Genomic DNA, 12736 nt, shown 5'->3' on the forward strand with positions numbered 1-12736 from the left:
CCACAAGACGTTTAACCTGAAACCAAGGCCACCAGCCTAGATCGAAAGTGCCCACGTCCCGTGGGCGAGAGTGCTTCCAGATGTTGCATCCCCTCAATGCGCGCATTGCCGCTTGCGCCTACCTATCAGAAAAAACGATATACACTCTCGCCAATCGATAAAAACAGCCCACCGGGTGCTTTCCCATGATGACCTTGCGTCAGATCCGTCATTTCATCGCCGTGGCCGAGACTGGCTCTATCTCCGCCGCCGCACAAACTGCGTTCATTTCCCAGTCGACCCTGACCCTGGCGATCCAGCAACTGGAAGAGGAAATCGGCGTCAGCCTGTTCAGCCGCCATGCCAAGGGCATGACCCTGACCCACCAGGGCCATCAATTCCTGCGTCAGGCGCACTTGATCCTGGCCACGGTGGATAACGCCAAGCGCAGCCTGCAACAGAGCACCGATCAGGTCGCCGGACAGTTGATCGTCGGCGTGACCAGCCTGGTGGCCGGTTATTACCTGGCGGATTTGCTCACCCGCTTCCAGCGCGCCTACCCCAACGTGGAAATCCGCGTGATGGAGGATGAGCGCCCCTACATCGAGCATTTGCTGGTCAGCGGCGAGATCGATGTCGGCGTACTGATCCTGTCCAACCTCGAAGACCGCCACGCCTTGCAGACCGAAGTGCTGACCCACTCACCGCACCGGCTATGGCTGCCGGCCCAGCACCCGCTGCTGGAACACGACAGCATCAACCTCGCCGACGTGGCCCGCGAGCCTTTGATTCAACTGAACGTCGATGAAATGGACCGCAACGCCCAGCGCATGTGGTCAGCAGCCTCACTGCAACCGCGCATCACCCTGCGCACGGCTTCGACCGAAGCGGTGCGCAGCCTGGTGGCCGCCGGATTGGGCGTGTCGATCCAGCCCGACATGACCTATCGCCCGTGGTCACTGGAGGGCGACATCATCGAAGCGCGGCCGATCGCCGACCTCAGCCAGACCCTGGATGTCGGCCTGGCCTGGCGTCGCGGCACCGCGCGGCCGGCGCTGGTGGACCCGTTTCTCACGGTCGCCCGCGAACAACCCCACGGCGGGCGCAAGCCATCTATTTAATCGAACGCCACCTTCAGTATTTAGTATTTGTTGTCCTCGGGTCCGCGAACTAGTCTTGTTGCATCTAATAAAGACGGCCGGGCCCCAGCCACTGGGAGCGCTGCCATGTCGACACAACAAGCCACACAAAAAACGAGAACCCGAAAAATGGCTGGCGCGCAGACCCCGTTGTTCACCGCATTGTTGATCGATGGTGAATTAGTCGCCGGTCAAGGCTGCGTCGAGCCGATTCTCAACCCCGCCACCGGGGAAGTCCTGACCCGGATCGCCGAAGCCAGCACCGAGCAAGTCGAAGCCGCCATCCTCGCCGCCCACCGTGCCTTTGCCGGTTGGTCACGGACCACACCACAACAGCGTTCGAACCTGCTGCTGGAGATCGCCAACGCCATCGAAAAAAACGCCGACCTGCTGGCCCGCCTAGAATCCATGAACTGCGGCAAGCCGTTGCACTTGGCCCGTCAGGATGACCTGAATGCCACGGTCGACGTGTTCCGCTTCTTCGCCGGTGCCGTGCGTTGCCAGACCGGCCAGCTCAGCGGCGAATACCTGCCGGGCTACACCAGCATGGTCCGGCGCGATCCTATCGGGGTCGTGGCGTCGATTGCGCCGTGGAACTACCCGATCATGATGGCCGCGTGGAAAATCGCCCCAGCCCTGGCCGCCGGCAACACCCTGGTGTTCAAGCCGTCGGAACACACGCCGCTGTCGATCCTCGCCCTGGCGCCAGCGCTGGCCGAGATCCTGCCACGGGGGGTGATCAACATCGTTTGCGGTGGCGGCGAAGGTGTCGGCAGCCACCTGGTGAATCACCCTAAAGTGCGCATGGTGTCGCTGACTGGCGATATCGTCACTGGCCAGAAAATTCTTCAAGCCGCCGCCAAAACCCTCAAACGTACCCACCTCGAACTCGGCGGCAAGGCCCCGGTGATCGTCTGCAACGATGCCGACATTCAGGCCGTGGTCGAAGGCGTGCGCACCTACGGCTATTACAACGCCGGCCAGGATTGCACCGCCGCTTGCCGGATTTACGCCCAGGCCGGGATTCATGACCGTTTGGTGGCCGAGCTCGGCGCGGCCGTCAGCAGCCTGCGCTTCGCCGGCAAACGCGACGCCGACAATGAAATCGGCCCGCTGATCAGCACCCGCCAGCGCGACCGCGTGGCCAGTTTTGTCGAACGCGCCCTCGGCCAGCCGCACATCGAGCGGGTGACCGGCGCAGCCGTGCATTCCGGCGCCGGCTTCTATTACCAGCCGACCCTGTTGGCCGGCTGCAAGCAAGGCGATGAAATCGTCCAGCGCGAAGTGTTCGGGCCGGTGGTCACCGTGACTCGCTTCGATGAACTGGAACAAGCGGTGGACTGGGCCAACGATTCGGAATACGGCCTGGCCTCGTCGGTCTGGACCCAGAACCTCGACAAGGCCATGCAGGTCGCGGCGCGCTTGCAGTACGGCTGCACCTGGATCAACAGCCACTTCATGCTGGTCAGCGAAATGCCCCATGGCGGCCTGAAACGTTCGGGCTACGGCAAAGACCTGTCCAGCGATTCGCTTCAGGACTACAGCGTGGTGCGGCACATCATGGCCCGCCATGGCGAGCATCTCTGACTACGCTAATAACAAGCCATCAACGGCATGCTTCACCACGTTCAAAACACTGCCCCGACCATAATTAAAGAAGAGGGAATTCCCATGTTCGTGCACAAGACCGCACTGCTCAGTGCAATCACCACCGCGCTGCTGGCCAGTGCCAGTGTCCAGGCCGCCGAGCCGCTCAAAGCTGTCGGGGCGGGCGAAGGCCAACTGGATATTGTGGCTTGGCCCGGTTACATCGAACGTGGCGAGAGCGACAAGGCCTACGACTGGGTGACCGGTTTCGAGAAGGAAACCGGCTGCAAGGTCAACGTCAAGACCGCGGCCACTTCCGATGAAATGGTCAGCCTGATGGCCAAGGGTGGTTACGACCTGGTGACGGCGTCCGGCGATGCCTCTCTGCGCCTGATCGTCGGCAAGCGTGTGCAGCCGATCAACACCGCGTTGATCCCAAACTGGAAAAACCTCGACCCGCGCCTCAAGGATGGACCCTGGTACGTGGTCAACAAACAGACCTACGGCGCCCCGTATCAGTGGGGCCCGAACGTGTTGATGTACAACACCAACGTGTTCAAGACCCCGCCCACCAGCTGGGGCGTGCTGTTCAATGCGGAAAACCTGCCGGACGGCAAGCCGAACAAGGGCCGCGTGCAGGCCTATGACGGCCCGATCTACATTGCCGACGCGGCGCTGTACCTGAAGACCGCCAAGCCGGAACTGGGTATCCAGAACCCCTACGAACTGACCGAAGCCCAGTACAAGGCCGTGCTCGACCTGCTGCGCGCCCAGCAGCCGTTGATCCACCGCTACTGGCACGACACTACTGTGCAAATGAGTGACTTCAAGAACGAAGGCGTGGTCGCCTCCGGTGCCTGGCCGTATCAGGTCAACGGTCTGATGAACGAGAAACAGCCAATCGCCTCGACCATTCCGAAAGAAGGCGCCACCGGTTGGGCCGACACCACCATGATGCACGCCGAGGCCAAGCACCCGAACTGCGCCTACAAGTGGATGGACTGGTCGCTGCAACCGAAAGTCCAGGGTGACGTAGCGGCGTGGTTCGGCTCGCTGCCAGCGGTTCCGGCGGCGTGCAAGGAGAGCGAACTGCTCGGCGCCGAAGGCTGCAAGACCAACGGATTCGACCAGTTCGACAAGATCGCCTTCTGGAAAACCCCGCAAGCTGAAGGTGGCAAGTTCGTGCCGTACAGCCGCTGGACCCAGGACTACATCGCGATCATGGGCGGTCGTTGATCCCCTAACCAGATCAAAAGATCGCAGCCTTCGGCAGCTCCTACGCCGATCGCATGCACCGCAAATGTGGCGCCCTATGCAAAATCTGTAGGAGCTGCCGCAGGCTGCGATCTTTCCACGGCACACCCGATTCAATTGATAGAAAGCGCGCCTTTTTGGAGCACCGCACCATGACGCTTGCAGTCCAGTTCACCAACGTTTCCCGTCAATTCGGCGAAGTGAAAGCCGTTGACCGGGTTTCCATCGACATCCAGGACGGCGAGTTTTTCTCCATGCTGGGGCCTTCCGGCTCGGGCAAAACCACCTGCTTGCGCCTGATCGCCGGTTTTGAACAACCGAGCGCAGGTTCCATCCGGATTCATGGCGAAGAGGCCGCCGGCCTGCCGCCGTACCAGCGTGACGTGAACACCGTGTTCCAGGATTACGCGCTGTTCCCGCACATGAACGTTCGCGACAACGTCGCCTACGGCTTGAAGGTTAAAGGCATCGGCAAGGCTGAACGCCTCAAGCGCGCCGAAGAATCCCTGGAGATGGTCGCCCTCGGCGGCTACGGCGAGCGTAAGCCGGTGCAGCTCTCCGGTGGTCAGCGCCAGCGTGTGGCCCTCGCCCGCGCTTTGGTCAACCGTCCACGGGTGCTGCTGCTCGACGAACCCCTCGGTGCACTCGACCTGAAACTGCGCGAGCAAATGCAGGGCGAGTTGAAGAAGCTGCAACGCCAGCTCGGCATCACCTTCATTTTCGTCACCCACGACCAGACCGAAGCACTGTCGATGTCCGACCGCGTGGCCGTGTTCAACAAGGGCCGCATCGAACAAGTCGATAGTCCGCGCAACCTGTACATGAAACCGGCCACCACCTTCGTGGCGGAGTTCGTTGGCACTTCCAACGTGATTCGCGGCGACCTGGCCAGGCAGTTGAGTGGCAACCCGCAGCCGTTCTCGATTCGCCCGGAGCATGTGCGTTTCGCCGAAGGCCCGCTGGCCAGCCACGAAATCGAAGTCACCGGCTTGCTCCACGATATCCAGTACCAGGGCAGCGCCACCCGCTACGAGCTGAAACTGGAAAACGGCCAGACCCTGAACATCAGCCAGGCCAACAATCAATGGCAGGACACCAGCGCACAACACCAGACCGGCCAACGCATCAGTGCACGCTGGGCGCGTGAAGCCATGATTGCATTGCACGACACCGTTGCGGGCGGGGTGTGACATGAACACCCTGGCTATCTCCCAAACCCAGTCGGGCAGCTCGCCGTTGCGCCGGTTCTCCAACCTGCTGTATCGCCGGCCAAACCTATACCTGTCGATGCTGCTGGTGCCACCGCTGCTGTGGTTCGGCGCGATCTACCTGGGCTCGTTGCTGGTGCTGCTGTGGCAGGGTTTCTACACCTTCGATGACTTCACCATGGCGGTCACCCCTGACCTGACCCTGGCGAACTTCACCGCGCTGTTCCAGCCGTCGAACTTCGACATCATCCTGCGCACCCTGGGCATGGCGATTGTCGTGTCGATAGCCAGCGCCGTCGTCGCGTTCCCGATTGCCTACTACATGGCGCGCTACACCACGGGCAAGACCAAGGCGTTTTTCTACATCGCGGTGATGATGCCGATGTGGGCCAGTTACATCGTCAAGGCGTACGCCTGGACGCTGCTGCTGGCCAAGGGTGGCGTGGCGCAGTGGTTCGTGCAGCACCTGGGGCTGGAACCGGTTCTGCAACTGGTGCTGGGCATTCCGGGCGTTGGCGGCAGCACCTTGTCGACCTCGCATCTGGGGCGCTTCATGGTATTCGTCTACATCTGGTTGCCGTTCATGATCCTGCCGATCCAGGCCTCGCTGGAGCGCCTGCCGCCGTCGCTGCTGCAAGCCTCCGCCGACCTCGGTGCCAAGCCGCGCCAGACCTTTACGCAAGTGATTCTGCCCCTGTCGATCCCGGGTATCGCCGCAGGTTCCATCTTCACCTTCTCGCTGACCCTGGGCGACTTCATCGTACCGCAACTGGTCGGCCCGCCCGGCTACTTCGTCGGCAGCATGGTGTATGCCCAGCAAGGCGCGATCGGCAACATGCCGATGGCCGCAGCGTTCACCCTGGTGCCGATCGTGCTGATCGCCATCTACCTGTCCATCGTCAAACGACTGGGGGCCTTCGATGCACTCTGAATCTTCATCTCAAGGGCAGGCCTCTCTCGGCCTGCGCATTGCCGCATGGGGCGGGTTGCTGTTCCTGCACTTCCCGATCCTGATCATCTTCCTGTACGCCTTCAACACCGAAGACGCTGCGTTCAGCTTTCCGCCCAAGGGCTTCACCCTGAAGTGGCTCAGCGTGGCGTTCTCACGGCCGGACGTGCTCGAAGCCATCAAGCTGTCGTTGCAGATCGCCTCGATTGCCACCCTGATCGCCATGGTCCTCGGCACGCTGGCGTCCGCCGCGTTGTACCGCCGGGACTTCTTCGGCAAGCAAGGCATCTCGCTGATGCTGATCCTGCCGATTGCCCTGCCGGGGATCATCACCGGGATCGCGTTGCTGGCGACCTTCAAGACATTGGGCATCGAGCCGGGGATGTTCACCATCATCGTCGGCCACGCGACCTTCTGTGTGGTGATCGTCTACAACAACGTCATCGCCCGCTTGCGTCGTACCTCCCACAGCTTGATCGAAGCCTCGATGGACCTTGGCGCCGACGGCTGGCAGACCTTCCGCTACATCATCCTGCCGAACCTCGGCTCGGCGTTGCTGGCCGGCGGCATGCTGGCGTTTGCCCTGTCGTTCGACGAAATCATCGTCACCACCTTCACCGCCGGCCATGAACGCACCCTGCCGTTGTGGCTGCTCAACCAGCTCAGCCGCCCACGGGACGTGCCGGTCACCAACGTCGTGGCGATGCTGGTGATGATCGTGACCATGCTGCCGATTCTTGGTGCCTATTACCTGACGCGGGGTGGAGAAAGCGTTGCGGGCAGTGGCGGTAAGTAACTGACAACCAACATCTCCTGTAGGAGCGAGCTTGCTCGCGAAAAACGTTAACGATGACGAGGGCTGCCTGGATGAGCGCGGCGCTCTGACGTTCTTCGCGAGCAAGCTCGCTCCTACAGTGATCCGGTTTCTACAGAACAATAAAAGCGCCAAAGAGGACATGAACATGCAAACCAAATTACTGATCAACGGCCAACTGCTCGACGGCGAAGGCCCCGCCCAACCGGTGTTCAACCCGGCGCTGGGGCGTGTGCTGGTGGAAATCAACGAAGCCAGCGCAGCCCAGGTCGATGCCGCCGTGCGCGCCGCCGACGCCGCATTCGACAGCTGGTCGCAGACCCCGCCGAAAGCGCGTTCGCTGCTGCTGCTCAAACTCGCCGATGCCATCGAGGCCCATGGCGAAGAGCTGGCCAAACTGGAGTCGGACAACTGCGGCAAGCCCTACAGCGCCGCGCTGAACGACGAGATTCCGGCAATTGCCGACGTGTTCCGCTTCTTCGCCGGCGCCAGCCGCTGCATGAGCGGTTCGGCTGGTGGCGAGTACCTGCCCGGTCACACTTCGATGATCCGCCGCGACCCGGTGGGCGTGATCGCCTCCATCGCGCCGTGGAACTACCCGCTGATGATGGTCGCCTGGAAAATCGCCCCGGCCCTGGCCGCCGGTAATACCGTGGTGCTCAAGCCGTCGGAACAAACCCCGCTGACCGCCCTGCGCCTGGCCGAGCTGGCGTCGGACATCTTCCCGGCCGGTGTACTCAACCTGGTGTTCGGCCGTGGTCCTACCGTCGGCAGCCCGCTGGTCACCCACCCGAAAGTGCGCATGGTGTCGCTGACCGGGTCGATTGCCACCGGCTCGAACATCATTTCCAGCACTGCCGACAGCGTCAAACGCATGCACATGGAATTGGGCGGCAAAGCCCCGGTGATCATCTTCGACGACGCCGATATCGACGCCGCCGTCGAAGGCATCCGCACCTTCGGCTTCTACAACGCAGGGCAAGACTGCACCGCCGCCTGCCGCATCTACGCGCAGGCAGGCATCTACGACAAATTCGTCGAGAAACTCGGAGCGGCCGTCAGCAGCATCAAATACGGCCTGCAGGACGATCCATCGACCGAACTCGGCCCGCTGATCACCGCGCAACACCGCGACCGCGTGGCCGGTTTCGTCGAACGCGCCATCGCCCAGCCACACATTCGTTTGATCACTGGCGGTAAAGCTGTCGAAGGCGACGGTTACTTCTTCGAACCGACTGTTCTGGCCGACGCGCAGCAGGACGACGAAATCGTGCGTCGCGAAGTGTTCGGGCCAGTGGTGTCGGTGACCAGATTCAGCGATGAAGCACAGGTGCTGGGCTGGGCCAACGATTCGGAGTACGGCCTCGCCTCTTCCGTATGGACCGCCGACGTCGGCCGCGCCCATCGCCTGTCGGCCCGCTTGCAGTACGGCTGCACCTGGGTCAACACGCACTTCATGCTGGTCAGCGAAATGCCCCACGGCGGTCAGAAACTGTCCGGCTATGGCAAGGACATGTCCATGTACGGGCTGGAGGACTACACCGTTGTGCGGCATGTGATGTTCAAGCACTAAGAAACGTATCGCCTGTAGGAGCGAGCTTGCTCCGGGCGGCGCTCCGACGATGGACGTCAACGATGACGCGGGGATCCTGACGCCCCGCGGTGTCCTCAGGTTTTTCGCGAGCAAGCTCGCTCCTACAGCGAACGTGTCACCTCGGTTTCAAGGCAGAAACCGGCAGTACGCACCACCAGGCTCCCCCCAAAGAAGACAAAACAATAACCACCGATCCGGGCGGCGCCCCCAAGGCCCCGTCACGGTTTCGGACATCCGAAATCTGCCGATTTTCCGGAGCAAACACACATGAGTGCATTACCCGAACTCTCTGCAGCCCTTGCCGACAGCGATGCCGAGCAACTACGCAAACTGGGTTACACCTCCAACTTCAATCGCAGCATGAGCCTGTGGGAAAACTTCGCCCTGGGCTTCACCTACCTGTCCCCGGTCGTCGGGGTGTATACCCTGTTCGGCCTGTGCCTGGCCGCGGGCGGGCCACCGATGTTCTGGGCTTACTTGCTGGTCGGTTGCGGCCAGTTGCTGGTGTGCCTGATCTTCGGTGAAGTGGTTTCGCAATTCCCGATTTCCGGCGGCGTGTACCCATGGGCCCGTCGTCTGGTGGGCAAGCGCTGGGCGTGGATGGTCGGCTGGATCTACTCCATCGCCCTGTGCGTGACCATCGCTGCCGTGGCGGTGGGTGCCGGTCCGTACCTTGCCGCCATGATGGGCTTTGAACCGAGCAACAACACCAACATTATCATCGCCCTGTTCCTGACGCTGTTCGCCACCCTGGTCAACCTCAGCGGCACCAAAGTGCTGGCACGGATCGCCATGTTCGGCTTCCTCTGCGAGCTGGTCGGCGCGGTGATCGTCGGTGTTTACCTGCTGATTTTCGAGCGCCATCAACCGATCAGTGTGCTGTTCAACACCTTCGATATCAGCGTCGACGGCTCGTACCTGCCGGCGTTCCTCACCGCGTCTCTGGCGGGGATGTTCCTGTACTACGGCTTCGAGGCTTGCGGCGACGTGGCCGAAGAAACCCCGAACCCGAGCAAGAAAATCCCGGTGGCCATGCGCATGACCATCTACATCGGCGGCATCGCGGCGATGTTCGCCTGCCTGGCGCTGATCCTGGCCGTGCCGGACATGCAAGCGGTGATCAACGGTACCGACAAGGACCCGGTCACCACCATCCTCAACAACGCGTTCGGCCCGGTGGGTTCGAAAGTGGTGATGGGTGTGGTGATGATTTCCTTCATCTCCTGCGTGATCAGCCTGCAAGCGGCGGCCAGTCGTCTGCTGTATTCCTACGCCCGTGATGAAATGGTCATCGGCAGCCGACTGCTGAAAAAGATTTCCCCTACGACTCAGGTTCCAGTTGCCGCGCTGTTCGTGTCCGGTGTCCTGCCGGCGCTGATCATCATCCTCGGTTTCTTCCTGCAAGACGCGGTCGCCACCATCGTCAGCTTCGCGGCCATCGGCATCTACCTGGCGTTCCAGATGATCGTGCTCGCGGCCCTGTACGCCCGCATGAAGGGCTGGAAACCGAGCGGCAAATTCACCCTCGGCGCCTGGGGGTGGGCGGTGAACATCGGCGCGCTGGTCTACGGCGTCGGCGCCATCGTCAACATGGCCTGGCCACGTACGCCGGACGCCGCCTGGTACATCAATTACGCGATGGTGCTGAGTACCGCCATCGTGATTGGTCTGGGCCTGCTCTACATGTGGATCGCCAAGCCGTATGACCACGGGAAGGCGCCTGCGGGAGATGCGTGGAAGGTTAGTCGGTAACGGGGATTTACCCGGCGCCAAAGGTGGCGCCGGGTCGTCAACAATATTTGAAGAAAAGAATATTAAAGCGACAATTCTGTCTGATCATGCTTCAGCAAAGATATGCGATCGAACAGTTTAATTTTTTCATTTGCTTTTTGCTTGGCGTGATCTGACATGGACGCGATTAACTCTTCAAGTTGGCTCACACTACCAACCACTTTAAACACCTTTTCATCATCAATAAAAACAAGAGATTTTTTATTTCGCGACAACAACTCAATCACATTACTAAGTGTTCCAGTGCTCTTTGCATCCCATATCATCAATCCGTAGTCAGCCGCCTCGGCCATCACAACATCTTTTGCGGTAAAAAAGGCTCGCGATCCTTTGGAGTACTTGCTTTCCACTGTTCTGGCCGGCCATTTCCCCAGGTTGTTTCGTGGGGCCATGCCGCTGCAAGAAATGGTAGTTTTTGATCGAGGCAAGCCCAGGAGATACTCTTGAATAGAGGTATCAGCACCACCGGCGTCGCCAACCACGACCTCAAACTCAGACGCAACAATATTATCGATACGCTCTTTAACCTTCGGATCAAGGCATTTGATATTGATAGAGCCTGCAATAAATACAGTTGTCATTTAGATCACTTCCAAGTTAGTGCCACCACGTAAATACTCCGCACCTTTTGATACTTACGTAAAGCTGTACAGGCTGCCTCCATTGATGCACCACTATCAAACAAATCATCAACAACCAAAGCGTTCCAGCAGCCAGCGTTGATCCCAGGGACCGCTTATCTGTTTGAGGGATACTTTCAAGGCACTCTCCATTTTGCACCGTCTGATGAGCGCAAAAAATAATGGAAAAAATGCGTTTGAAGTCCCTGCCCCTGTACCTCACGCAAAAAACAGGAAATTCCTACAGATGCAGCCTTCCTGAAAAACCCTCGATTCCTACAACAAGCGTCCCCAGAGTAGACTTGGCGCCGCGAGCGCCTGACCGATAGGCTTTGTTCCGTCGCTGCCAAATCAGCGGCCCGGAGTCGAAGCCGGATCAAGTCAAAACGGTGCTCGTGTGCCCCCATAGAACTGTGGCTGTTTTATGCCTTCAGTTCTGCATTATGGCGGGCCGTGTGGCGCGGGCCTTTCGGCTTCCGTTTTGACTTGGAAGTGTCCCGACTTCGAACGCCGCTCGGTCCGCCACCCAACCTGTCGAAGGGTTGGTGGCGACTTTCCAAGCCAAAACGGAAATCACGCCATGCCAATGCATCCTCTAAGCTCGCTACTTCCCTATTTCGATCCCACCGTCTTCACCCGCCACAACCGCTTCCTCCACGCGTTCATGCAAGACAACCAAGCCTGGTTCTGTGTTCAGGACCTTGGTCGCCTGATGGGCAAACCCCTGAATGAACGGCTCACCCTGAAACTCGATCCCGACCAACGTCGCAGCGTCTGGCTGCTCAAGGACGGCAAAACGGTCGAAACCCTGATGGTCAGCGAATCAGGCATGTACGCCTTGCTGGTCCACCACTTCGTCCCGGAAAACCGCAACCTGCGCCAATGGCTGAGCAACGAAGTCATACCCTCGCTGCGTGATGCGAAATCAGCGCCTGTAGAAAACCTGCCAAGCCTGAGCTCTCTGAATTGGGCCGGAGTTTCGGTGCCTTTGCTGCATTACCAACATCACGCCTGGATCAAGTGGCGAGACATGCCTGAGTTGATGCAGGTGCAGCGACCCTTCCCAATCACTGACACTTGCCGTTGAAGGGATAAATCGAGCTAAAAAACGGGACAGACTTCACGGTCCGTCCCTTTGGTTTGAGTCCTCTCAATTAATTGTCCTGCTGAATGAGTTATTTCCACATGAACGAGTCTCGCAGCGTCAAACGAACCATCATCGAAATGATTCCATGTGATAGCTCGTTTGCAGAGGCGTATCTCCATAAGCTCGACCAACAATCTGTCCGACAGCAAGCAATAGACGCTGGCATAGCCGACGCTGATGCAGGCAGGTTAACCAGCCTGGCCACCGTGAAGGCCAAATGGCTCTCACGGTAACCGGCCCTGCTCAAAACCTCGAAACACTGCGCATCGCATCCACCAGATACCTCATCGCGATCCTGTCGTTCTCCGACAGCTCCCGATAGCGTTCCACCAGTTTCATTTCCTCGCTGTTGAGCCGGCGTCTTCGCCGCCCGCTGGCCAGGCAAGGAAAGATTCCCAACAATTCAGTGATGTTCTGTACTTTCGACATGGACGATGTCCTTCTCTAGACGTCAAAGAAACTGCAAAAAACCGCATCGCCCTATCCCTTTTTCAGCAGCCGCTGGGTGCCCACTGAACCGCACCGGTCCGAAGGGCATAAACCGGTCATGTGCACAGAATAGAAATATTCCGGGCGCTGAAAAGCGATTTTTAGAGTAATTAGTCGAAAAAAGCAGAAATGCCCTTTAAATCAGAAACCACTGTCGGAATTGTT

General features: G+C 59.7%; 11 protein-coding genes. 9 read left to right on the top strand and 2 right to left on the bottom strand.

Annotated features, from left to right (window positions below; all coding sequences use genetic code 11):
- Positions 1–185 precede the first annotated feature (185 nt).
- The 8 genes from AC1DKH_RS26230 to AC1DKH_RS26265 all read left to right on the top strand — a co-directional run bounded on the left by AC1DKH_RS26230 (position 186) and on the right by AC1DKH_RS26265 (position 10276).
- Entirely contained in the window at positions 186–1100 is a 915-nt protein-coding gene (locus tag AC1DKH_RS26230) for a LysR family transcriptional regulator (RefSeq protein ID WP_007975056.1), read from the top strand.
- Between the two features lie 147 nt (positions 1101–1247).
- Positions 1248–2705 carry a gamma-aminobutyraldehyde dehydrogenase gene (locus AC1DKH_RS26235; RefSeq protein WP_477799757.1) on the top strand — a complete coding sequence of 486 codons (1458 nt, stop codon included), beginning with the start codon at positions 1248–1250 and terminating at the stop codon, positions 2703–2705.
- A gap of 84 nt (positions 2706–2789) precedes the next feature.
- Entirely contained in the window at positions 2790–3941 is a 1152-nt protein-coding gene (ydcS, locus tag AC1DKH_RS26240; protein WP_477763921.1) for a putative ABC transporter substrate-binding protein YdcS, read from the top strand.
- A 170-nt stretch (positions 3942–4111) separates the two neighbouring features.
- Positions 4112–5149: an ABC transporter ATP-binding protein gene (locus AC1DKH_RS26245; RefSeq protein ID WP_477752343.1), complete on the top strand. Its 1038-nt coding sequence runs from the start codon at positions 4112–4114 to the stop codon at positions 5147–5149.
- Position 5150: 1 nt separating this feature from the next.
- Positions 5151–6098, top strand: a complete 948-nt coding sequence (locus AC1DKH_RS26250) for an ABC transporter permease (protein WP_477799758.1) — start codon at positions 5151–5153, stop codon at positions 6096–6098.
- Complete coding sequence (locus tag AC1DKH_RS26255; protein WP_477799759.1) at positions 6088–6912, top strand: ABC transporter permease; 825 nt, start codon at positions 6088–6090, stop codon at positions 6910–6912. The genes AC1DKH_RS26250 and AC1DKH_RS26255 overlap by 11 nt, the downstream gene beginning before the upstream one ends.
- A 166-nt stretch (positions 6913–7078) precedes the next feature.
- Positions 7079–8503 carry a gamma-aminobutyraldehyde dehydrogenase gene (locus AC1DKH_RS26260; RefSeq protein WP_477799760.1) on the top strand — a complete coding sequence of 475 codons (1425 nt, stop codon included), beginning with the start codon at positions 7079–7081 and terminating at the stop codon, positions 8501–8503.
- A gap of 288 nt (positions 8504–8791) precedes the next feature.
- Positions 8792–10276, top strand: coding sequence for an APC family permease (locus tag AC1DKH_RS26265; protein ID WP_477799761.1), 1485 nt, complete (start codon positions 8792–8794; stop codon positions 10274–10276).
- 62 nt (positions 10277–10338) lie between these two features.
- Here the strand turns inward: AC1DKH_RS26265 and AC1DKH_RS26270 are convergent, their stop codons facing one another.
- The gene (locus AC1DKH_RS26270; RefSeq protein WP_477799762.1) at positions 10339–10896 is read right to left on the bottom strand and encodes a hypothetical protein; all 558 of its coding nucleotides are present in this window, start codon (positions 10894–10896) and stop codon (positions 10339–10341) included.
- A 619-nt stretch (positions 10897–11515) separates the two neighbouring features.
- Between AC1DKH_RS26270 and AC1DKH_RS26275 the strand changes: the two genes are divergently transcribed.
- Positions 11516–12022, top strand: a complete 507-nt coding sequence (locus AC1DKH_RS26275) for a BRO-N domain-containing protein (RefSeq protein ID WP_477799763.1) — start codon at positions 11516–11518, stop codon at positions 12020–12022.
- Between the two features lie 303 nt (positions 12023–12325).
- Here AC1DKH_RS26275 and AC1DKH_RS26280 read toward each other — a convergent pair whose 3' ends face one another.
- Positions 12326–12511: a hypothetical protein gene (locus AC1DKH_RS26280; protein WP_477799764.1), complete on the bottom strand. Its 186-nt coding sequence runs from the start codon at positions 12509–12511 to the stop codon at positions 12326–12328.
- Positions 12512–12736 lie beyond the last annotated feature (225 nt).

The sequence above is a fragment of the Pseudomonas sp. 05L36 genome, assembly GCF_056398125.1.

Coding starts and splice junctions, on each gene's coding strand:
- AC1DKH_RS26230 (WP_007975056.1), top strand. CDS start 186: ATGATGACCTTGCGTCAGATCCGTCATTTCATCGCCGTGGCCGAGACT.
- AC1DKH_RS26235 (WP_477799757.1), top strand. CDS start 1,248: ATGGCTGGCGCGCAGACCCCGTTGTTCACCGCATTGTTGATCGATGGT.
- ydcS (WP_477763921.1), top strand. CDS start 2,790: ATGTTCGTGCACAAGACCGCACTGCTCAGTGCAATCACCACCGCGCTG.
- AC1DKH_RS26245 (WP_477752343.1), top strand. CDS start 4,112: ATGACGCTTGCAGTCCAGTTCACCAACGTTTCCCGTCAATTCGGCGAA.
- AC1DKH_RS26250 (WP_477799758.1), top strand. CDS start 5,151: ATGAACACCCTGGCTATCTCCCAAACCCAGTCGGGCAGCTCGCCGTTG.
- AC1DKH_RS26255 (WP_477799759.1), top strand. CDS start 6,088: ATGCACTCTGAATCTTCATCTCAAGGGCAGGCCTCTCTCGGCCTGCGC.
- AC1DKH_RS26260 (WP_477799760.1), top strand. CDS start 7,079: ATGCAAACCAAATTACTGATCAACGGCCAACTGCTCGACGGCGAAGGC.
- AC1DKH_RS26265 (WP_477799761.1), top strand. CDS start 8,792: ATGAGTGCATTACCCGAACTCTCTGCAGCCCTTGCCGACAGCGATGCC.
- AC1DKH_RS26270 (WP_477799762.1), bottom strand. CDS start 10,896: ATGACAACTGTATTTATTGCAGGCTCTATCAATATCAAATGCCTTGAT.
- AC1DKH_RS26275 (WP_477799763.1), top strand. CDS start 11,516: ATGCCAATGCATCCTCTAAGCTCGCTACTTCCCTATTTCGATCCCACC.
- AC1DKH_RS26280 (WP_477799764.1), bottom strand. CDS start 12,511: ATGTCGAAAGTACAGAACATCACTGAATTGTTGGGAATCTTTCCTTGC.